Origin of the sequence: Lachnoclostridium sp. (assembly GCF_031997925.1) — a bacterium.
Lineage (GTDB): Bacteria > Bacillota > Clostridia > Lachnospirales > Lachnospiraceae > Lachnoclostridium.
The window spans coordinates 252,447-275,542 of the sequence record NZ_DAMADT010000002.1; the positions used below are offsets into that span (position 1 = coordinate 252,447).

Genomic DNA, 23,096 nt, shown 5'->3' on the forward strand with positions numbered 1-23,096 from the left:
CCTACACGAATAACTTATCAATATCAGCTTTTGTTGCTACATCATTAACAATATTTAGCATTTTCTCATTATAATCGTCTGTAACAGCTTTTAATTTAGCATCTATAATAGCAGAGCTATAGGTTTGGCTTAATGAAGATACATTATCATTAATAATAGTTCCACCAGCGTTTGCTAATTTATCTAATAGAGTCTGGTCCAAATCGGTTTCCAAAATCTTTACGGAATTTTTTCTATAAGGTTTTAATGAATCATTAATAGTAGTTTGCATATTTAAAATAGCTTGCTTTTCAGCAGTAGATACAAACTGTTTATCATTTGTAGGAACTATCATGTCGGCACTATGTGTTTTTGGATGTACATAGTTATTTGCATTCTTCTCAATATTATCAAGTTTACTCTTATCAAGTGAACTCATTAAACCATTCGAATTAGAAGTAGCAAGAGGTGTTTTTCCACTACCAATCTTAATCCATGCTGTTCCATCATATAAATAGGTATCACCATTCGCAGTAGATACCGCCCAATCCTTTATCGGGTGGGGATATGTTTTAAAAATATCTTCATAGGTAGGAACATCTGGTTTCCATACCATACCTGATGATAATGATGAAATTAAATTATCAACTTCTGATTTTGTATATTTATCTGAGAATACCGCCTTTTCAGTTGGGCTTACAAATTTTCTGTCTTGCGTTTCTTCCACAATAGATGCGCTTATCGTTGTTAATGTAAAATAGTTAGCATTATCATCTATTCTAGCAAGCTTCCGTTTTTCTGCATCTGTAAAGTTATTATCTGATAAGCCTTCCATGCCACTGATAGCGCTGCCAATAGCAGTAGCTATTTTATTTTCCGTAGTTTTACTGGAATACACTTTTGAGAAGGATGCATTAGTATCATCAATTTGAGCACCATTTATTTGAACAGGTGGGAGACCACCACTTCCGCCTGATCCACTATTAATCTTATTTGCTAGATCAGCATCTAAATCAGATTCTTTAATAGGAATAGTTTTTAGTCTTGCATTTTTCAGATCTGATAGTTGGGCGTTAGTTACAAACATATGGTTTTCATCAACAATGATATCGGAAGCACTATGTTGATGATCTTTGTCCGCCTTACCGTCAATTGTTTGTTTTAATGATTCAGATAAATCATTTTCTGAAATAAGCTCATCCTTTTTGCGAATGTTTTCATATTCAGTTGAAAAGATTTTATATTTCTCAGTGAATTCTTTCATTATATTGATTACTGTCTGGTTAAAACCTGCTGTAATATCCGCCATACGTTCTGCTCTATCAGCTTGCTGCCATGCGATATTAGCATCATTTTCTGCGGAGATTTCACTAAGCCTCGCTCTTTCCATTGCTAGAGTGGCTTCTTCAGCACTTTTTAGAGCAAGTGCAACATTGTTCTGAATATCTTTAATATATTTTAAATAACTTCTTAAGTAATTATCAGCTAATATATTCCAACTCTGAATCCAGGAAGGGGAAGGCTCCTCAATCATACCATCAACATCAAGACCCTTGGAGATGTATAGAGGAGAAGGTAGTGTATTGTAGCAATAGAATTCATTTTTTTCGTTATAACCAATAAATTGAATGGCAAATTCAACTTCACCTTCGAATGATGTTACTTTGGAATCCAATAGCCAATCAAATTGTAGGATAGTATCCGTGACTTTTTGGTTACATGCAAAGCTTCTATCACCTGTTCCATCCTTCAACTTATATTTAATACAAATCGTCTTTTCAGATAAATCTACATTATCGATGTATCTACTAAATTTAAACGTTAATAACTTACATCGAGTATCCTGAGTCACAGCAATATCATTTAATGAAGGCATAATCATTGTACGATTATCTATCGTGATAGGTTCCGATGATGAAACCATCTCTTCATAAATGATAGGAGTAGTATATTCATTTAGAAATTTTATGTCTAAGTAATAATCGATCTGCTCAGCATCACCGTTAGAAATTATTGTTTTACTAATTTCTAGATCACATGGCTTAGTTTGATATCTATAAATTATATCACCGATATCGTCATGCTCACATAGTTCAACCTGAATCGAAACTTTCCCTTCTAAGGAAGTTAAAGTACTATCTATGAACCAATCAAACTTTAACTTATTTTCACTGATCGTTATATCATGTATTTTATCAGAACCAGTTTCTGATTTTGCGTTGATGAAATTTATGTAGACATCTTTTTGAGTCAAATCAACTCCATCATAATATCGATTTAAAATAAAATGAATTCTTCTTGAATTTTTATCTCCCTGTACTAAGATATCACGCATTCCAACAGGAGTTTTTATAGTCTTATTGACTATTGTAAATATTAAGTCGTTATCATTTATAGCAGTACTGAATGAATTACCAATGTTATTACTTGAATGTAAAATGTTTGATTCGTTACTAATCTCATCGATAGCAGATTGGTTTTCTGTTTTATTCATTTTGCAACTCCCTTCTTTCTGCTATTATACTAAGCCATGATATTGAAGCTGATTAAGGCTGCTAAAATGGCCAGTAACAGAATCATCTTCATCTCTGAGAATCGAGTAAGTATCTGTACTAACAACGGAGGTACCATCAATATCATACTTAACCTCAATACGTTGATCAAATTTATCTCTAGCTGTACTTAATGTACTACTCATATATAAAGTTCTATCAGGACGATAGTAGTTAACTTTTTTAAAAATCTCAGAGTTATCAATATCTTTATCACTTCTAGTTACATATAGACCTACAATTTCGTAGATAGTTTCCTTTGCTTCTTTAGCAGAAGTACCAGCTGCTATTGCATGATCTTTTGTTGCATTTACTAATTCTTCAATATCTTTTTTGGCTAATTCAGCTTTCTGGAAAAATTCTTTTGCTTGATTAGCAAATTGAGAGGATTGCTTTAAAATGTTGTCTGCTTCTATTACCCAAGAATCAAACCAACTATTAACAGGTGTTACTAATTGTGATTCAATATCTAAACCAGTTTCAACTTCAAAAGTAGATGGTTTCGTATTCCATGAATAGAATGTCCCATCAGATAAATTACCTAGGATACAGATTGAAAAGGTAATCGTTCCAGCATATCTTGTAACCTTTCGATCTAATGCCCAACTAATAATGATATCATCTTCAAAATTGTTAATATTAGTTGCAATAGCGATATCAGACTCACCATTAGCATTAATATATTTAAAACAGAATGTTTTATCAGCGCGGTCAATACCATCGACTACTCTTTTGAGACGAAAGGATAAAATTTGACTCATATTATCATTTAAAATCGCAATTACTCTGGATGAATTTATTATAATATCTCTGTCAACAACTCTAAATGGTAATTCACTATCTACTAAATCGCTACGTGTCAGGTGAGAGGAATTATCATCTAAAAATGCTTTTTCAAAAGAAAAATCAGCTTCAGTTGCAGTATTTTCTACCATAAATGACTTTTCGATTTGCCTAGTAACAGGCTTTGTTTTTAATACATAGATTTTATTATTTTGATCATCTAACTTTCTAAATTCTAAATAAAATTCTACATCCCCATGAGTTGATGTTAATTCATTTGGTATTTTCCAATCTATCTCTAGAATAGTATTAGTTAATCTAGAAATAGTGGCGGGGGATTCCCCGGTTGCCCCGATGCTGTTCTTATAGCAAACATAAATTAGCTTTTGTGACAAGTCGACACTATCTATAAATCGTGCTATTCTAAAAATCATCTTATGAGATACATTATCACCCATAACAGCAAAAGTGGTTGCATTTTCTGGCTCTAATATTGTTCTATCGATAATATCATAAGTTATTTTTTTTGTATTGATCATTAATCACACACCTCCCTTTATATTTAAAACTTTGTTCTTTATGAATTAATTGCATGTATTTAATCATATTTTTTATCCATCATTTTTCTAAGTGATAGTAACTGCTCCATTTGTATGATTAATTCTTGAGAGCGAGTATTTAATTCTACTGTTTTCTTATTTAATATTCTTTGTTCTGCAATTAACTCGAGGAGTGACAATGTTTCATTAGATGACATAACTTTATTTTCATCATATCCAGATTCTTCAACATGGATAAAAAAGAGAAAAGTTGAAATTAATTCATCATCTTCAGGATTATTAGTACCAACGTTTTTATATATTCCAATATCTGCAGCAATTGTTCCAGCAGCACTAAGCATTTCTTTTGTTAATATAAAGGTAGCTTTATTACCTTTCGTGCTGTTAGCGTTATTTATAATCCAAGTATCATCGGGTTTTGTACATCTTATTTTGATAGTTTCATTCGAATCAATATTTCGTATATTATCATTATCAAAAAGCTCAATAGTGACTGAACGACTATTAGCATCATATTGTTTCGCTGTTATTATTTGATATCCATATGACTTATGTACATCGAGTTTTATTATATCGTTAGTCATTACAACCTACCTTTCCATTGTTAGTTATTGATTATCTTCTTTTGACTCAAAATTATAGTCAGGATTCATAAGTAATTCGTAAATTTTAGACTTCGCTTGAGTTTCGGTATATGATCTAACCGGTAAGAGATCTAGCAGTTGCCCAATAGTTTCAATTGTGTCTTTTTTATAACCGATTGCATTTAATAATTCGTTATCCATAAATTCTCCTTTATATTGATTTCTCATTTATTTAACTAATAAGGCTACTGTTTATTAAGATGACCGTAATCTATATTATAGTTTTAGGAGAATCTATAATATCAGAAATGGTTCTTTCACTTTGCAGTAGCCTAAAACATATATTTTGTTATATTACCGACCGAATACTAGAAATAATTATAATTTTAGAATGTTCTCGTTTTGAGTTTTAATCATTTGTAGGAATTAGTATAAATCGCATCGAATAAAGTACTTTACATTCTTTTTCTGAAACTCTTTTTAATACATCAACTTTACTCCTTTGTGACGGAAATTACAGGGATTACCCTTTAGTAGGGTAAGTAGGACATTGGTGTTGTTGCCATGCAGCAAGTTGTGATTCCAAACTAGTAATCGTTGAATTCAAACTCTTATTTGTTGATTGCAAATTATCTCTATCCCTAGTCATATTTCTTAGATCACTTTCTGCAGTTTGACATCGATCTTTCCAGTAATTAATCTCTCTTAGGTATTCGGTCTCGAGCCTGTCCAATTCATCTTTTGTCCAATCTTGTGTTGCTATATCTTTCCCTGACAAAGTACCAGAATCGATCTCGATATTTCTACATTTTAGATCTCCCGTGATACTACCAGCTCCTAGAACCGTTACTAAACTCTTCTCTCCATTACCACTAAATTTAAACCCACTAAAAGTGGAATAATTATCTTCTGAGTAATATCCTAAATTGATTATTCCGTTTGCACCTTCACGCGAAAACCAAAACAAGGCTGGATCATTTCCAAACGTTTCAGCATGTGGATTAATTAATATAGATCCGTGTCTACTCTTTAATCCAATCGGACTACCGTTTGTTTGTAGTGTTAGCCCAAAGCGACCTTTACCATAGACTTGCGAATACATATCAATAATACTTGTACTGTCAGGGTGTGCAGTGATAGTAGTAGCTATCCCTGTTGGTGTAATATTTAAATCATACCCTTCGTTTCCAAGGTGCTTCAACGAAATTCTACCATCTGTAACCTTGGTATATATATTTGCTTTTCCAAAATTTTTCCCCATCCAAGTGTAATCACCAACTCCATTACATTGTAGGTACTTTTCGGTTAATTCAAGATGTGTACCACCAAAGTGGAAGGTCCCATCATTAAGATTGATATAGGTTCCTTCTTTTCCTTCAGGTTTACCAGTTTCTGAACCACCAGATGTAATCCAATTTTCAGAAAATATAGATCCTATGGTCATTCTACCTTTAAATACTGCATTTCCTTCAACATCGAAGTAAATTTGTTTATCAGAGCCTTTTAATATGGTAAATATACTACTAGGATCCGAAGGATCAATTATCACAGTATTTTTATTATTCGAACATATGAATTTCGAAGATGTGATAGAACTGGCCGTTATATTTCCTTGAAACCATGCATTACCAGAAGCATCAATCCATACTGTACGGGTAGCAGCAGGAGTATTGAAATTATTCCATATTTCCAATAACCCATCTTTTTTATTTGGATTTATCGAGAATAGTGTTTTAAAATCAGAACTGTATGCCCGGAACCCGGATTTATCAAAGGTCATAGTATTTTCTTCGTTTCCGATAAAAGCATTTTCTGTAAAAATCCATTTACCTACAAATGCATCGGTTATTAAGCCATATACCATCTGGTTATTCACATTTACATAACCAAGTGCTGATTGAACAGAACGCCAGCTATCATTTGTGAAGCATAATAAATTATTAATTAATTTAAGTTGTTGATCTTCCCAATCTAACTTGTCTTTATTCCACTGTCTTAGTAAAATTCCGTGTTCATCTATGGTTGTACTTTGATCTGTGCTAGCTGTAATTTGTGTAAGAGCAGTATCCAAACCATCTTTTCTAAGCTTTGCAACAAATCCCAGCTCGTCAGAAGCATTACTCATTTGTTGTGATACTATTTTGTAACTTTCAGACGCGCTTTGTGCTTGCTGTAAGATCTTCTGTGCATCATTCATCAAGCTAGTAAACATATCGCTAAATTCCACATTGATATCAGATATGTTATTAAAATCATACTCAATTTTTATCAGACGAATTTTAGCGATATAGTCATCATTAATGCCAACATGAATGAAGTTACCGAGTTGGAAGTCTTTAAGAGCCATATCTTGAAATTCTGTTTTTGCTAGAAGATTACTAATCGTACTTGTTAAAGTAGGTTGAGGATTACATGCTTTCCTTAAGTCTTCAATAGCACGATTCATTAATTCTATTTCCATCTCGATGCGTTCTGAGTCAGTAGTATAGTCTGTGACAGTAAAATATTCATTTTTATAGGTTGATTCACGTTTATAATTGCTTAACTCTAAAAAGAGAGTAGTACCCAAATATTTTTCTAGATCTAATTGCTCTTGAATAGCGTTACGGTATATAAAATATTGATCTCTAACAATACTTTGGGCTTCAATTTCAGAATTTCTGATTTCAATCTCTCTTTTAATATCTAATAATTTATCATGGTTTTTATCATAAAGGGGATAATGCTGACTTTGTTTACTACCATAACCCATTGTGAGGTAAGAGTCTTCTACGCTCTGAAATGAATCTTGAAGTGACACTAGATAATTAAGGCCATAAGAACTGTAGTCGTTATCAGAAGGAGTATTTTCTGGATATTTATATTTTAGATCCCAGATGATATCTTCTTGTGCTTGAATGTTTTTCATTATTTCAATAAATTCATCTTGTCTTGATTTATATACTTTATCATAGTCCGATAATTTATTGACTAACTCAGGTGTCATGTCGGATAAAGTATTCTCACCTAAAACAGTAACATAATCGGTACCATTGGGATTAACTTCACGAATACTTATAATATCATCACCACCATACACCTTAAACCAGTTAAATATCTGTTCTGCTGGAGCATTGACAGTAATTTCGCTGGCATAATTTTCGCAGTCAATAAAAATATTAGTGTCAAAACCATAGTTATCTAAACTATAGCATGATATAGACCTATTAAATGAATCGAAAATGAAAATACAATTTAGTTCGGCTGCTAATGTACTAGTTAGAAAACTATAGATACTAACATCATTGATATCAAATGTCCTTTGCTTGTCTTTCAGGCTATCATCTACATGAAGCATTTTCCAAGATGGAACCTTCTTTAAGATGATATGAAGCAAACTATGATTAACATCAAAAGGATTATAAAGTTTGATAGAAGAGTAGTCGTCATCTTCTATATCAGAACTATTAATCTGTAAATCATATAATTTTACATGGTCTAATTCAACTTCAAGTGATTTACCAGATATGTTCTTTTTTTCGATTATTCCTGTCGTGTTGTTTGAAACAGTTATTTCAAAATTACCGAATTGAGGAATAAAGACAATACTTAAATCATTAATCTTATCCCAAAAAGGATTTTCTAAATCATTGACTAATTTAGGGATTGAGAATGAGAGTTCATGAAAAGCATTAAGATTTTTGGTTACCTTTAATTCTTCGATAGAATTTAAACATCCGATCGTTACTAAATTTCTATTTCTTAAATAAACATCAGGTCTTTCGATATTATTATTAATATCGAACTGAAGAGTATTGTTATTCATTAAACACCTACCTTCCTAATAGGTCTCCATTGCATATGAACTTTGCAGTCTAAGGAAGAGGATACTATATTTTCTCTTAAAATAAATCGATTAGCAATTCTGAAATACTTCCAATTAAAGTCATCATAGATCTTGTGTGTTACTATTGAACTTTTAATAATTTTATTTTCCCCGTCAACAGTAATTTGCTCACCATTTTTACAATTATTTATTATCATAGTGCGATTTTCGATACTATTATGTAATTCAAGATTACCATCTTTCATTATATCAATTACTAACTGTGGATAAATATGTCCAATTTCATCTGAATAATCAGTAATAGTGAAACTTTGCTGTATTTTTGAAAATTCCAGGTCATAAGTAATTAAGTTTGTATATGCATATGGGGAGTCAGTTAAAAATAAATATTTAAGACCATAGATGGAATTACCAATATTAATTTCTTCAGATTTTATTGCAGTGCAATTGAAAAATAAATCCCCCATCTCCTTGCAGTAGAATTGTAACCAATGATATCCATCGGTACGTACCAACCACCTATTAATATTACTAACTTCTTCTTTTGTAAAAGCATTTGAGTTAGTCTTTACAAATTCAATTGTAAATTGAAGTGGCTCAGTATAATTGTAACCAGACTTATACCATTTATTTGATAATGGCGATTTGTAAGTAGACAATTCGATAACAGAACTTGTTATATTTTCAACATGATTAGATTCGAAGGTACATACCAAAAGTCCAAAATCAGAACTTGATTTGTTGTCATAGATAATTTTATCTGCATAAATTGCCATAAATTTTCTCCTATTTTTTACCTAGTTAAGCTCTCTATTTGATTTTTGTAATCATCCTTTATTTCAGCAAGTTCATTTAACAATGCAAGATAATCATTTTCATAACTTTTCATTTTTGAAAGAAGTTCGTAGTAAGATTCCTTATATTGATTTAATAATTCAACAGTTGCAGAGGGTCCATTTGCTGAAATTGTCTTAAGCTCTTCTATTAATAAATTATTTTCTTCCTGAAGCTTTTCATTTTCTTTTTCCAAGATTTCTAATTTTAAATTAATATCCATATAGCCTCCTGTAATAAAAGGCTATCTAGAAAGATCTAGATAGCCTTTGGTTTTAATATTTAGTAACATTTAATTGTCCTTTGCCAAGAGCAGTATCCCATGCGGTATGTTGTATTATTGATTGGATACGTGGTGATTTTAATTCTTTAATTAGAGAATCCGTATCCGTTACATTCGGTGCGTTAATTGTCAAATTTAAATCACCTATTGATTTAGGAATAATGCTTTCAATCAGTCTGGCACTTGGTTTTACTGGATTTAAATAAAAAGAATTCGACAGAACAGAATTCATAGTATCTAAATATTCTGGTGTAACTTTTACAAACTCTTTAAAATAATTGGTTGAAGCAGTATCTAATATTAATTCCTTCTTTTGTACTGTTGCTAAAGCATCATCTCCATTACTTTTAACAACTTGGTTTATTTCTGATACAATCCCACCAGTAACAAACGAGGAATTCTTTAAGCCTTCTACTATTTTTTTTGAATTAACATCTCGAAGATAATTACCTAAATCTATGTCAGGAATTCCTAATAATTTTGCCAGTTGTACTTGCTGACTTGGAGTTAATTTTTTGTAACCACTTTCCATTAAGTATTGATTAAGTTTTGTTGTCTTAATAAAATCATCTGATTTTTTATCATACGAATAGGATTTTTTACCTAAAAAATCTTCAATTAGTTTATGTTTTAATGCATTTAAAAGAGCTGTTCGATTTGTGCTATTTGTTTTTTTACTGCCATCAACATCATTGATTGTTTTTATTCCAGAGACACCTAAAACACTTCCGAGCTCATACATATCTTGATAACTAAGTTTTGCATAACCTAAGCTTGTGACATACTGATTTAAAGCAGTTTGACCATTAGAAGAGGTAGAAACCTTATCAGAACCAAGAATATCTTTATAAGTTTGATTTTCTGCTGATACAGTGGAACTATTTGACTTATCTAATGATTTAACAGTATTTTTTGCATATTTATCATACTCCTCATTAGCTTTTTGCCATGCATTTTTTATATTATTGATAGTTTCTATGATGGTAACTGAATTTGTTGTAAAAGTTTTATTATAATTACTAATGGTTTCACCTGATTTTGTCCAAGCATTTGTTATTTCAGAGGATATCGTATAGCCAACATTTTTAGCAGTAGTATTAATTGTTTCAGCGATTGTATCGCTTTTACTATTGATTTGCTTTATGGCATCATTAAACATAGTTTCATTATCACTCAAATAGGTTTCCATGGAATCTTTATATGAGTTTAATTGATTGTCTAGATATTCCTTTTGATTCTCTATGTTTTTATTATATACTGTATCGTCTAATTGAGTTTGTGCATCAGATAAACTTGCCCTTAATTCTCGTAACTTTTTCTTAGCCTCATCAGAATCATCACCAGATAATGAATTTATTTGCTTTTGAATTAGTGTTATGGACTTTTTACTATTAGCAATTGTTTTTTGATATTCGTATAAATTCTTCTCTGAGTCCAAGGCTTCTTTCTTCTTAGAAATTAATTCAGAAAAAGCATCAATCTCAGCTTGTACCCCCTCTTTAACCAAAGAAAGAATTGATTGTTTTTCTGTTTGTGCTGCTTGGATAGCATCATACCTTGATTTGGTTAAGTCTTGTATTCTTTGTTGTACATTTATATCTGAGGAGTTTTTATCTAATGTTTTTAACTCTTTGGCTATCTCATCTGATTCAGCCATATAAGTATTATAATTTATTCCATGTTGCCCAATAGTTGCAAGACCTTTATCATTAAGGCCACCCTCATCGTTTACCAATTTCTCGTTACTTAATAAGTTAATTAGAAAATCAGATTCAGAGGTTATAGATTGAAATTTAGTCAATAGATTATCAAATCTATCCCATGATAATTGACGCAAGGAATTATTACATTTATCAATTGATGTGCTAGTTTCTTGTATTGCATGGTTAACACCATAAATAGTATTAACCATGTCATACCATTCTTGGCTATATTTTTTTATTTGGCCTGTTTTTACTTTGTCATCAAGTGTTCCTTGTAATGCTTCTTTTTCGCTTAAGAGTTTGTCCTTATAATCTTTGTATAAGGTCTTTTGCTTTTCATAAAAACTTTTACCTACTTGATAGCCTTTTTCACTAGCAGAATCTATTTGTGATTGCAAAAGTTGTTGCTTTGAATTGTTTAATGATAATTTATTTGAATAATATTTTTCGATATTATCAAATTGCTGTTTAGCATTTTCACTAATGAGATTCTTTAGGTCTGATTGTAATTTAACTCTTTCTTCATCAGTTTTGGCTAACTTTATTTGTAATTCATATGATTTTTTCTGAGCGTCGAGAAGGTTTCGTTGAATTTTATTCTGTTCTTTATATGAGTGTGTACTATTATTTAATTTGGAATTATTCTTATCAATAATAGCATCATATTTGTTTATCTGTAATTGAAGTAGTTTATCTTGCTCTTCTTGTTGTTTATAAATAGAATTGTTATAATCTAATTCCGCTTGCTTATAGTCTCTCCAAGCATTTTGAGCTTTTTCTACTTTTTCAAATTGTATTTCTCTATCTTTACCTTTAAAATCTTCGACAGAATAGTGTTTACCACTTTCTATGGCTTTTTTATAATTCCCTGGTAACCCTTTTGATACTTTATCATAGTATGATTTGTAATCACCTAAAGACTCCGCATAAGCATTTGATAATTCTTTTGTACTGTCAATAATTTGTTTTTGAATTTTTAATTGTTTAGACCAAGATGTGGTATTATCTAATTCAGAATTAAGTTTATCCAGTTCAGTTCTTAGGTTTTGAATAGAGTTGGCTGTCCAATCAATCTGTTTGGGTTCTTTCAGTTTGTCTTCATTATAACTATCTGGATCTCCAGGTTTATTAGGGTTATCCTCTTTATCTGTAAGTCCTAATAATTTTTTAATTACAGATAAGCCAGCATATTTTTTTTCAAGAGCTTCAAGATCTTCTGTTGCTTCATCTAGCAAAAGTGTATTATCATCAATAGATTTTTGTATTAAGCTACCTAAAAGCTTACTTAATATACCATTAGATGTTTTAGTTTGCAAATCTTTTAGAGATTCAATTTCAGATTTATAAGCTGTAATTCTATCTTTTGTAGTTTCGATAGTTAATAATGTTTCATCTATTTGAGCATCAACTTGCGCTTCTTTAGTTTTATGAATCTGCTCTCTTAATTCCTCTAATTTAGATATTTCTATTGAATAGCCATCAGATGTCTCAATTATTGAGTCTGCTAGTTGTGGGTATAGATCAATAAGATTTCTAACCTCAGAAGTTGATAAGCTTTGATTATTTTGGACACCATTAATTATAGAATCTAATGTAGCCAATTGATCATAAGTATTTCTTATATCTTCTTTTAAATTATCTATGTTAGAGATATCAGGCTTTATATTTATAGCTTGATTAAAAATATTGTCAAATACTTCTATTGAATCAGGGAAAAGTTCTATATGCTCTGACACTTTGTTTTTTATTTCATTAAATTTATTATAAGATTCTTTAACTCCTTTACCACTGTATACTGCTTGATTATACTTTTCTACAGCTTCTAAAGCTCCGTAATATAGTTCAGCTGAGGCATCATTAGCTTTAATATAAGCTTCTGTATATGTTTTAACATTTGATATACTTGTCTCAATTTTTTCCTTATTGAAGGTGTTCAATTCTTTGCTAATAAAAGATTTTAGTTCTTTAGCAGTTTTATCATCACCAAAATTATTATCGAGTTCATGATATAAATTTTTTAACTGTTCATATGAATTTAGTCTAGACGTCTTATAATTGATTTTGAAATATGAAGTGTCATATACATCGTCTACCGATAAATAATCTTTAGTTTTTAGAAGTGATTCTACTTGGGGTGATAGATCAATAGCGTATGATAGAGTGCCACTAATTTTTTTATTAAGATATTTTTTGTCACTTTCTACATGTTCTTCATTTAGAGCAACATAGTCTTTGGCGTTTTCCCTGTCTAAATCACGTAATAATAATAGTTGATTTTCATACTTACCATTCAAAAGATCTATGCCACGAGCTTCATCACCATATGATTTGGTTATATCCTTCTGTAAAACCAATAATTCTTCTTTGACTGATTTTAATTGAGTAGTAGATAAAGATTCATTATCAAGTTCATCTATTAAATTTTTATATCTAGTAATATAATCATCTAAAGAATCTTTCTGAGAAATATAAGTAGCTGTTAATTCTTTTGATTTTTCCATTGCTATTTCTTCTGCATGTACCATTTTATAAATAGCTTCTGATATTTTAGAAATAGCTGCGTCAATAGCAAATGATGCAAGCATACCACCTATTCCTGCCATTGCTTTCAAGGCTACACTTCCAGCTTTTGAAGCTAAGGTAGTACCCTTCATAGATGTAGTTAATTTGGTAAGGGAACTGATTTGGTTTTTACTTGACAATACATGTTGTTTTGCAGCTACAGAACATTTTGCTATGGTTTTACTCCATGCTTGTCCGGTTGGTACTCCTTTTGATAATAATTGAGTATACTGTTCAATATATTCAATATCATTTTTACTTATTTGATTAATAAATAAAGATGATAATGGACCATGCCCGCTCTTATAATCTCTTTTTATATCTTTATAAGGTTTATTAATTAATTGAATATTATTAGCATTTCTTTTTTTGTTATCATCTAATAATTTGAATATCAAACTGTAGTATTAATGTTTGGATGTATTTGTATTTGGTATGTTTATAAGTAAATTAATAAAACAGATGCGAGAAGTCTGTTTTAAATTTTGTTATTATCTTCTTATCTTAACTCTGATAATATGAGCTCCAAACAATGTGAAAGTAGATGATAAGAAATCTACTAACAATTTCCTGTCACATTCAGTTCAGTTCCGACTGTCTATTCACCTAAAGGTAAAGGTGCGAGCCTATCAGTCTGTGGGGTTAGTTCTCAATAAGAACTGTCACCTGCTGACCATGCGAAGTTCTACGTTGTCACTAAAGCCTATTATGTCGCCATAATAGGAGAGTAGTAGAGTGTTTACGCATTTCCCAGTCACAAAATTGTTAATGTGTGCGTAGTTTCAGTACGCCATATCTCTCGTTTAAGATAGTATTATATTTTACTATCATGTAATGCCTAAACTTATACTTTGTACAAGAATTACATTACTGTCGGCATATTCATAGTTGAGGTACGACTGTATAATTTGCCCTACCGACATCTTTTAATGAGCTATTACTTATTTCATATAATATAGCATTTTTAAAAAAAACTGATAAATCTTTTAATTTAGGTTGTATTTTTTCCATAGTGCTACTTAATGATTTCTCAATATTTTGTATCGATTCTTTTTCATCAAGAACTGCTTGCACTTTAATAATTAAGTCATTATTTCCCATAAACTCTCCTTTCATTTGAAATGTGAAGGCCCTCAGTGGGAGAGCAGAGGCCATTATATAGTAAAAGAGAGTTTCTAATAATAGAAACTCTCTTGATAATTAGGATCTTTTTTAATATGCAACTTTTATTATGCAGTATTTTTCTGATGGATATTTGCTACGTATATCTTTTATATCATCTTCGTTAACGCAATACTCTTCATCGATTATAGATGCATAGCAACCAGAAATATCGATAACAATTATACGTGACATAGCACAAACTCCTTTCGTATATTGATTTTACTTATTAATTGTGCTATGCTAACGATGAGTATGATAGTAACACAATAAGGTCTCTATTTGAAATCATTGCCGTGATTTTAAATAGAGATTTTTTCTATTAATAATTATCAATAACAAAATGATCAAAAATACCTTTAGGATATTTATTTAAGTCTAGTTGTTTACATAAGTATTCAAATGCTAGTTCCTCATTATAACCACAGATTCTCTCTGATTTTAGGATATTATGATTTGTTTCATTAAATTGGTTGCAAAGCTGATATTCATATTCCCTAATTAAATCAATTAAAAGTTCAGATTTGCAATTTATTCTTTTTTCGAAATACTTTTCAACACTAAAGATCTTTTGCTTATCAATAGATACTTTTCCTTCAGTAAAATCTTTTTCACAAAACTTGTAAAAAGGTAATTCTTTTATTTCATTAGTTGAGATATAGTGAAAAAGCAGTACTTGATTATAACCAATTTGTTCGTTCGCTCTTCTTCTTCTGGAAAAGGAAAAAAAACCACATAAAGCCTCTAAAATAAAACTTTCATATAATGGCCTGTATGTGAATTTTATATTTGTAGCAGAAGTTAACATATAAAAATTTTTGTTTTTATAAGATGCGTTTTCTAAAATGATGTAATCGAATTCATCTTGCATTTTTAACACCTCCAACTAGTAATAATTACCTATGATGGTATCATAAACCATAATACGACAAAAATCAATAGTAAGATTGTAAAAATGCAAGTTAAATTCAGAAAAAGTAATCATAATAATATTATTGTTAAGTAAAAGTAAGTTTTATAAGCATAAAGAGAGTTTTATAAGGTATATATTAATTTGCTATATCATTATTTGCTAATATCAAAGATATAAATGATTTATTCTACATAATCTTTGTTATTATCATTTTCTAAAAGAGATAATAATTTGTCTTTTAAAACATCTGGTGGTAAAGTTGCTAGTTCATGAATAACATTAAAATACTCTTCTTTTTTAGAAATAAATAAGTATAAATGAGAGAGTAGTTCATATTTCATTTGTTTTGTTAACATCTTCATTTTAAAATGCAATTTTAATTTTTTAATCATATCTAAATTTTCCTTTCAATATATAACAATATAATAGTTTTTAGTATAATATAATCTATATAAAATACCTTTAAAGATATATTAGCTAGAATATAGTAGGAAACATTTGCGCAAATAGAAAACCTGCCACCCCTGCAATAAAAAGCCAAAGCAGTTTATCAGTAATATTATCCCATTTCTTTTTGGTCTCTTGAGCGGGCTTATTTTCTAAAACTGTCACTTTGTCACTTAATTCACGTTGCCCCGTTTTAACATCTTGTATGTCTTCTTTAACACTCATCAGTTGATTACCCATTGTTTCAACACCATTAGCAAGTTTTATAAGTGTTATCTGCATATTATTTGTTTCTTTCATATTTATTTCAAGGTTTTCAATTCTACGCGTATTTGATTTACATCTTGAATCAACACTTTCTAATTTGACCGCTAAATCTAAGTATTTATCATCCATAAATGTTCCCCATTATTTTGTTTCAAAATTACTCTTTATTCCTAATATTTTAGTTAAGGAAATAAATGCTTTGCTTGCATATATGGTTATTGCAGAATAGATAGCAAAAGAAGGTTGAACTCCAACATTCACTAGATTCACAGCTTCGCTACAAAATGCTAGGCTAATAAAAGTAATAGTGATGATAACTGCTTTTGCAATTCCATTCATTAACTTCTTCTTATCAAAGGTGTAATCTCTAACACCAATGTTGTAATAAAGTCCTGTAGCAATATTTGCTAACATAGCAACCAAAAGTACAGGCAGTAAATTTAAAACTTCTTTCATGGCCAACCTCCTTTCATAAAGAAAATCATCCAACCTTTGGTTTATTTTCACTCCATTTTCTATAGACCCATTGTGTTTCTGATTTTAAAAACCAGCAGACTAATTTACCTTTTTTCTCCTGGAACTCTGATTCACATGTATATACTGGCTGCACGCCTTTGGAAGTATAAAATATTATTTGTTTTATAACATCGATGGGAATAAGATTATCTTCCCCATAACAATCAAACAAATCGTTTATCGTTTTTAATTTTAAATTTGAAATAGTGTCACCTTCTTTTTATGTAAAAAAAGGAATACCACTGTACAAATTATATTGTATAGTAATATTCCTTTATGTTCTTAGAAAACTACAATATAATTAATGTCTAACTAATTTATTTAACAATAATAAACTTAGTAAATATTGATTAAAAAGATGTTGTTAGATTTCCTCTGGTTCTGTATATTCAACAATATCAGCAACATTTCCATCTCTATCTTCTAGACAGGAGAATTCAATCTTAACAGTTGCAGCATCGCCTTCAGATGAAAAACTTAAATCCATAGATTTCTTAGGTTTACATTTATAACCTGTGATGATATAAGGGGTAATAACTCCAGACTCATCTTTTTCTACTGTCTTCATTGTGCAATAATAATCAAGTGGATTTTTCATATTGTTAAATGAAATCTTTTGTACGCCGGAAGTCTTAGTTACTAAATAACCAACTTCATAAGAAGCTCCTTTAACGATATCTGCTGCCTCAGCTGCTTTAAAAGTAGTACTTTCTACAGAACCTTTAATTGGAGTACCACCAAAATCTCCATCTGCATAAACAAAAACTGTTCCAGCCTTAACACCAGTTGGTAAAGTTAAAGAACCGTCAGTAGTAGCAGTAATTGTTTGTTTATCTGCGATAATAGCACTAGTATCTACAGTACCATCAGACATAAGCGCATATAACTTAAATGGTTTAATCTGTGCTTCAATTGTAATCGTAGCATCCATTGGATTGGTAAAGGCAATTTTCTTAGCACCTTTCGACATTGCATATGTTTCATCTGCTGTGAAACCAAAAGTTGTTACCTTTGCATCCTCAAAAAATAAGTATGGAGCCATTGTTTTTAAAACCCTAATGTCTACATCGCAACATGTACGATTTGCCTTGTTAATATTTGTCATATCTATTCCTCCTAATTTTTATTTTTTATAAAATAAAAAGACTCATGAGAGAAAAGTCTCAAGAAGCCTTATTATTATTGATTATTTAGATTCTTAAACCATTGCGTAGCATCAAATTTGTTTTTCTCATCACCCCAAGTAGCAACAGAAATTGATTGGATTTTATAAACATTATTGTTTTGGAGACGTTGAAACTGGTCATATAACTGATATACTGTCATATCCCATATATTTATCATGTTAATGGAAGGGTGATAAGCGGCTACAGCAGAAATGATATTTGCAAGTTCCATATTGTTATCTACATTTTTAACTCTGTCAAAATTATTTTCTGCTTGCATGGAACGATAATATAATTTTTCAGCTAGCTTATTTTTAAATTTTGGTTTCTCATCTTTCGTTTTTTGAGTAATCCCATTACGTTGTAGTATTAATTCTGCAATTGATTGATAAAGATAATGTGGAAATGCTTCATCATCTTGGTTGTTATTTTTAATAATAAATACTCTATTGTCAAAGGAGTAATCTAATTTGCAGCAAAGAAAGAAAGCTAGTGCTTCAACTATATTTTTCATCATTTGTTTATCAAAAGATAATATATCCAAGAGTGTAATTTCTTCTTTTTCAGTATCTGATAATGAGTTATAATCATTTTTTATTTTTAGTATAATATCTTTTTCCTCTTTCTCATATCTACTAAAATACTCTGATTCATTAGTGATAGCTTGAAAATAATTATCTAGATTAAGAATCATTAATGATAAATAACTATTATAAGTTTGGAATCCTATTTTTGATATTTCTTTTAAAGTAGGTGATATAATACTACATCCACATTGTAATGGTAGTGGATCAAAACTAAGTAAAGTTCCATAATCTAATTTCATATAACCCCTTCTTGTAATAGATTTATATTTTTTATAATAACGTTACACGATGTTCAAAATTACATCATCTTAAATTAGTAAGTGTCTACACCTCAACGTTTAGTTTGGTTAGTAATTCAGACACAACAATTTCTTCTCCAATTGAAATACAATTTTCTAATTTATATTCTAGAAGTTGTATCAATAAATTAATCTCATCAGTTGTTATAGGGATATTGTTTATTATTTCCTCATACATTTGCTTCACCTACATTTTAATTAGTAGTAGAAGAGCTGCACCCTTCTATGAACCTGTAGCAATTAATTCACGATATTTTTTTAATAGCAATAAATTATTTTTATTCTCAACACAATAATAATTTTTTCCTTTGCCAGAATAGGTCTTGTTACACATCGGAACATAAATGCCATATTTTCTTAAATAATCCGCTTCATGCTTTCTAATTAGTAAAATAGTGATACACTCGCTTTCTTTAAGTATTTTTATTAGATTTGAAAAAGCCTGTACATCAATTTGTACAGGCTTGATATGAAAAAGAAGATATGAAAAATGAGAAATGTTTTGAAACTAACAAATTGCATCGTGAGTTGCTTTATTTCTCACTACTGTATATATGTTCTCAAAAAAAGTGGCTTAAATGCTGTTAATAGCTATAGTTGAGCTGTTTTTAAAGAACTTCACATAAGCTTTTTCTGTATTCTCTCATTGATTTTTTTTGCCATTCTAATTGCTTTATTCTTTTACATCCATTGCAATAAATATGATTTCTTCCCGTTTTTTCAAACATATCACCGCACTCTTTACAACGTCCATATATTTTATGTTGTTTTACACCATAGTATTTTTTTTGATATTGTTTAAGTTCGTTCTCTAAATATTTGCAAACATACTTAATATAGAAGTTATCTTCATTCCAGTTATCAATATTCATATCTTGAGTAAATACATTAGAATAATCATCAAGAAGTATACAATTTTGAAATATTTTCATTAGTAGATCTTTGATAAGTGCTTTATAGTCAGTCCATGAAAGGCTCATTTTTTGTTTCCTATATTTTTCTTTAACTTCTATTGATTTATTGATAGCATCATCAATAGTAACAGTAACATAATTTTTAGAAAACTTTTCTCCCGATATCCAACGATAATATAACCTTTTAGGCGTATTAAGTAAATTCATGTATTCACTATGTAAGATAACTTCGGAATCAAAGAATCTTGTATAAAGATTATTAATCTTTTGACGAATTAAGCTGATATAATCAGTTTTATCTGTCATGGATTTATAACCTGTATATTCTACCTCAGACCACATATCAAATACTTGTCCAAGTTCAGAATGGATTAAATCACCTCGTACTTTAAAATTGATAGTTTTCTTATAAATTCTTCTTTTATTTGAACTACTCCATATGGAAGCCGTGAAAGATTGTAATATTTCATTCCTTATAATAAGGTTACCTTCTTTATAATCTTCGATAATTTCATAAAAAAATTTATTACTTATGTTATATATTTTCCTCACACTCCTTAAAATTATAATATTTACCAAGATATTCATAAGAATTATCAAGCTCTGAAGGAATTTCTACGATAGATAATTCATATTCTTCATGTGTGTTTGCATATAAATTTTTAATTATATAGTCACCAAAGGCAGACCATGCAAGGCTTTTACTTATAGAAGGATTATTATAAGAAACACTAATTACATAATTTGCAATTAGTTCTTCGTTTAGTGATAATTCATCCAACAGTGTTTTCTTATATTGATTAATTAATGCGTCATGATTATAATCGTTAAGTTTCTTTTCTTGGTTCATATTAAGGTGGTTCTTTAAATCCATGGCGTAATTATTAATATAATGTCTAACAATACGAACTATTTTTTTATCTGTTAGGTTTAGGTTATGGTTGATAATTAGTGGCTTCGTATTCTCGATGGAGTTATCCGATAATAAACGTTTCTTTTCCCAGTCACAGACATACTCACATAACTCGTTCATTGGTGATGGCGAATGGTAAGAATTTAATTTGATCTTATCTTCGGGATTTTTGATATTTTTATTTTTATCTTTTAACTTCTCATAGGTTTCTAACTTTTTAGGATAGTTATATAATAAGAACCAAGGTAATTGGGTGGAATGATTTCTAAGGGCTTTACTCATCTGCCAGCGGTAACCAGTCTTTAGAAAGTCTATTTCTTTTCCTTGATAAATTCTTAATAGGCTTATATAATCCGAATATTGTTTTCTTATTTCAGGGTTATCCGTATATTTATTTGATATACTAGTAGCAACGTTAGTAATTTCACCTATTCTATTGTCGCGGGTCATAACTTCATAATCGGTGATATTTTCTAAGGAATATGGTTTAGAAATTGCTGTTGCCTTATCGTCAATGTCGATAATGATTGGTTTACTTATAATAGAATTAACTATAATTGGATCGTTGCATAATAAAACAATATCACCATCGTAATCCATTCCACCTTGCTGTGGGGCAGATAAGTCATACATATTTAACATTACAATATCCTGGTCTTTAAAATAGGAGAACCATTTTGAAGTTATTTCATTATTAATAATATTAATTTTATTAACTTCTGATGGACAGACCAAAGGGGAGCGAAAGGAAATACATTCCCCCTCATTTAGTGTATTGCAATAAAACTCACCAGAGTTTAAACATCCAACTGGTTCTATCCCGATAGCATACTGTAAATATCCAATCATGTCACCGACTACGGTATGATAAAAACCATCCACATAGATTTTTCCCACCTTAGTTTCATCGATTGCTTTTTTTAATTTTCTATAAATATATTTTTTTATGGCGGGATCCTTTAGCATATCCTTATTTATTAATATAGCTTTCATATATTTATTGTCAGACTCATAGTCATTCGTATCTGTTATTCCCATAAATTTAAGCGTATAAAAGGTATCTCCTTTTATTATTTTCTCATATAAATCCGTAGTATATCTTGCTAATTTAATTATTTTGCCCTCATTCTCTTCTAATAAAATATCGTATTTATCAGCTCTTTGTTGATAATGTTCAATATATTTGGAATTCCATAAATCAAGGCACTGTAAGTATTGAAAGTTCATGCGCGTTTTTTTATTTATATTTTTAGTGTGATGACTATACTTGCTAATTCCTAATTTGTAATGGTATTTATGAAGAGTCTCCATATACTTAATCCAAGCATTTTTTCCATAGGTTTCTTTAAAATATTTATGACCTTTAAACATAGATAAGTTCCAAATGCAATCAATATCATCAATATTATGGGTATGGCCATATACATCAGTTATCTTCGTATAGCCCCATTCTTTTAGAATTTGCTTAAAAGGAACATAAACAGAGTAACCTTTTATAAACGGTAATCTTATTTGATTGCCAATTGCTTGGTAATCAAGATTAAGTGCATGACTAGTTATATTCATAAAATCGGCTTCATGGCAGCCACAGCCATCGAAAGGTGATATTGTGATATTCTTATAACCTTCTTCAATCTCGCGTGAGTTATATTTTTTTCGCATCCCAGTATCTTTATCCGTATATTCTCGTTCATGTTCAACTACATATTTAATTAACTGATCATATAGAGTTTTTTGATATTCACCGACAATAACGATGTAAGGTAAATAGTTAGGAACAAGTGTACATGAACTAAATGGAAGACACCTCTGAGCTTCATATTTAGAGATTACACACTCTGAAATTTCGATATTCATTTGTGTTATCATATATAATTCTTTGAATAATTCGTCACATAAGAATGCAGTAATGCCATCTCTTCCTTGAGAAGCAGATTTTCCAAATCTAGAATAATGTATATTATTATAAGTAAAACCATTATTTAAAATATGTCGAAGTTCCTTTTCTTGTTTTGGGTTTTTCTTCGCAACAATGAGAATAATTTCGTTTATATGGCTAGTATAAGAGCCACGCAATCTCTCCACTTGATCAAATAGAAGGGAAGAGGGCTGAGTTATTAAGTAATCTTTATTTAATTCCTCATCTCTAGTTAAAAAAACATTATAGTTTTGTAAAATAATTTCTTTGATAGGTAATTTTATTAATGTATATTGTTGACTCTCCAATGTTCAAACCTCCCATTTATA

General features: G+C 30.0%; 18 protein-coding genes. All 18 read right to left on the reverse strand.

Annotation, left to right across the window (positions count from 1 at the left end):
- Position 1: 1 nt before the first annotated feature.
- Positions 2-2,473 carry a hypothetical protein gene (locus RTP52_RS02710; RefSeq protein WP_312369070.1) on the reverse strand — a complete coding sequence of 824 codons (2,472 nt, stop codon included), beginning with the start codon at positions 2,471-2,473 and terminating at the stop codon, positions 2-4.
- A gap of 24 nt (positions 2,474-2,497) precedes the next feature.
- Complete coding sequence (locus tag RTP52_RS02715) at positions 2,498-3,853, reverse strand: hypothetical protein (protein ID WP_312369072.1); 1,356 nt, start codon at positions 3,851-3,853, stop codon at positions 2,498-2,500.
- Positions 3,854-3,912: 59 nt separating this feature from the next.
- On the reverse strand, positions 3,913-4,458 hold the full coding sequence (locus RTP52_RS02720) for a BppU family phage baseplate upper protein (RefSeq protein ID WP_312369074.1): 546 nt from the start codon (positions 4,456-4,458) through the stop codon (positions 3,913-3,915).
- 24 nt (positions 4,459-4,482) lie between these two features.
- Entirely contained in the window at positions 4,483-4,659 is a 177-nt protein-coding gene (locus RTP52_RS02725; protein WP_312369076.1) for a hypothetical protein, read from the reverse strand.
- A 322-nt stretch (positions 4,660-4,981) separates the two neighbouring features.
- Positions 4,982-8,263: a hypothetical protein gene (locus tag RTP52_RS02730; protein ID WP_312369078.1), complete on the reverse strand. Its 3,282-nt coding sequence runs from the start codon at positions 8,261-8,263 to the stop codon at positions 4,982-4,984.
- A complete protein-coding gene (locus RTP52_RS02735; protein WP_312369080.1) occupies positions 8,263-9,060 on the reverse strand; it encodes a phage tail domain-containing protein in 798 nt (265 codons plus the stop codon). The genes RTP52_RS02730 and RTP52_RS02735 overlap by 1 nt, the downstream gene beginning before the upstream one ends.
- Before the next feature lie 17 nt (positions 9,061-9,077).
- Positions 9,078-9,341 carry a hypothetical protein gene (locus RTP52_RS02740; protein ID WP_312369082.1) on the reverse strand — a complete coding sequence of 88 codons (264 nt, stop codon included), beginning with the start codon at positions 9,339-9,341 and terminating at the stop codon, positions 9,078-9,080.
- Positions 9,342-9,393: 52 nt separating this feature from the next.
- Positions 9,394-14,064, reverse strand: coding sequence for a hypothetical protein (locus RTP52_RS02745; protein WP_312369084.1), 4,671 nt, complete (start codon positions 14,062-14,064; stop codon positions 9,394-9,396).
- A 484-nt stretch (positions 14,065-14,548) separates the two neighbouring features.
- A complete protein-coding gene (locus RTP52_RS02750; protein ID WP_312369086.1) occupies positions 14,549-14,767 on the reverse strand; it encodes a hypothetical protein in 219 nt (72 codons plus the stop codon).
- A 111-nt stretch (positions 14,768-14,878) separates the two neighbouring features.
- Positions 14,879-15,022 carry a hypothetical protein gene (locus tag RTP52_RS02755; protein WP_312369088.1) on the reverse strand — a complete coding sequence of 48 codons (144 nt, stop codon included), beginning with the start codon at positions 15,020-15,022 and terminating at the stop codon, positions 14,879-14,881.
- 127 nt (positions 15,023-15,149) lie between these two features.
- The gene (locus RTP52_RS02760; protein WP_312369089.1) at positions 15,150-15,698 is read right to left on the reverse strand and encodes a hypothetical protein; all 549 of its coding nucleotides are present in this window, start codon (positions 15,696-15,698) and stop codon (positions 15,150-15,152) included.
- 224 nt (positions 15,699-15,922) lie between these two features.
- Complete coding sequence (locus RTP52_RS02765) at positions 15,923-16,132, reverse strand: hypothetical protein (protein WP_312369091.1); 210 nt, start codon at positions 16,130-16,132, stop codon at positions 15,923-15,925.
- A gap of 85 nt (positions 16,133-16,217) precedes the next feature.
- Positions 16,218-16,583, reverse strand: coding sequence for a hypothetical protein (locus RTP52_RS02770; RefSeq protein ID WP_312369092.1), 366 nt, complete (start codon positions 16,581-16,583; stop codon positions 16,218-16,220).
- A gap of 12 nt (positions 16,584-16,595) precedes the next feature.
- Entirely contained in the window at positions 16,596-16,910 is a 315-nt protein-coding gene (locus RTP52_RS02775) for a hypothetical protein (protein ID WP_312369094.1), read from the reverse strand.
- Positions 16,911-17,334: 424 nt separating this feature from the next.
- The gene (locus tag RTP52_RS02780) at positions 17,335-18,075 is read right to left on the reverse strand and encodes a hypothetical protein (RefSeq protein ID WP_312369096.1); all 741 of its coding nucleotides are present in this window, start codon (positions 18,073-18,075) and stop codon (positions 17,335-17,337) included.
- A 74-nt stretch (positions 18,076-18,149) separates the two neighbouring features.
- Positions 18,150-18,962, reverse strand: a complete 813-nt coding sequence (locus RTP52_RS02785; protein WP_312369098.1) for a hypothetical protein — start codon at positions 18,960-18,962, stop codon at positions 18,150-18,152.
- Positions 18,963-19,630: 668 nt separating this feature from the next.
- Positions 19,631-20,488: a hypothetical protein gene (locus RTP52_RS02790; RefSeq protein ID WP_312369099.1), complete on the reverse strand. Its 858-nt coding sequence runs from the start codon at positions 20,486-20,488 to the stop codon at positions 19,631-19,633.
- Positions 20,472-23,075 (reverse strand): RNA dependent RNA polymerase, encoded by a 2,604-nt coding sequence (locus tag RTP52_RS02795; protein WP_312369101.1) that lies wholly within the window; start codon positions 23,073-23,075, stop codon positions 20,472-20,474. The genes RTP52_RS02790 and RTP52_RS02795 overlap by 17 nt, the downstream gene beginning before the upstream one ends.
- Positions 23,076-23,096: the final 21 nt, after the last annotated feature.

Excerpts from the sequence above, each read along its gene's own strand:
- RTP52_RS02770 (WP_312369092.1), bottom strand. The coding sequence starts at position 16,583 with ATGGATGATAAATACTTAGATTTAGCGGTCAAATTAGAAAGTGTTGAT.
- RTP52_RS02725 (WP_312369076.1), bottom strand. The coding sequence starts at position 4,659 with ATGGATAACGAATTATTAAATGCAATCGGTTATAAAAAAGACACAATT.
- RTP52_RS02785 (WP_312369098.1), bottom strand. The coding sequence starts at position 18,962 with ATGAAATTAGATTATGGAACTTTACTTAGTTTTGATCCACTACCATTA.
- RTP52_RS02760 (WP_312369089.1), bottom strand. The coding sequence starts at position 15,698 with ATGCAAGATGAATTCGATTACATCATTTTAGAAAACGCATCTTATAAA.
- RTP52_RS02765 (WP_312369091.1), bottom strand. The coding sequence starts at position 16,132 with ATGATTAAAAAATTAAAATTGCATTTTAAAATGAAGATGTTAACAAAA.
- RTP52_RS02715 (WP_312369072.1), bottom strand. The coding sequence starts at position 3,853 with ATGATCAATACAAAAAAAATAACTTATGATATTATCGATAGAACAATA.
- RTP52_RS02710 (WP_312369070.1), bottom strand. The coding sequence starts at position 2,473 with ATGAATAAAACAGAAAACCAATCTGCTATCGATGAGATTAGTAACGAA.
- RTP52_RS02740 (WP_312369082.1), bottom strand. The coding sequence starts at position 9,341 with ATGGATATTAATTTAAAATTAGAAATCTTGGAAAAAGAAAATGAAAAG.
- RTP52_RS02730 (WP_312369078.1), bottom strand. The coding sequence starts at position 8,263 with ATGAATAACAATACTCTTCAGTTCGATATTAATAATAATATCGAAAGA.
- RTP52_RS02775 (WP_312369094.1), bottom strand. The coding sequence starts at position 16,910 with ATGAAAGAAGTTTTAAATTTACTGCCTGTACTTTTGGTTGCTATGTTA.
- RTP52_RS02720 (WP_312369074.1), bottom strand. The coding sequence starts at position 4,458 with ATGACTAACGATATAATAAAACTCGATGTACATAAGTCATATGGATAT.
- RTP52_RS02750 (WP_312369086.1), bottom strand. The coding sequence starts at position 14,767 with ATGGGAAATAATGACTTAATTATTAAAGTGCAAGCAGTTCTTGATGAA.
- RTP52_RS02755 (WP_312369088.1), bottom strand. The coding sequence starts at position 15,022 with ATGTCACGTATAATTGTTATCGATATTTCTGGTTGCTATGCATCTATA.
- RTP52_RS02780 (WP_312369096.1), bottom strand. The coding sequence starts at position 18,075 with ATGACAAATATTAACAAGGCAAATCGTACATGTTGCGATGTAGACATT.
- RTP52_RS02735 (WP_312369080.1), bottom strand. The coding sequence starts at position 9,060 with ATGGCAATTTATGCAGATAAAATTATCTATGACAACAAATCAAGTTCT.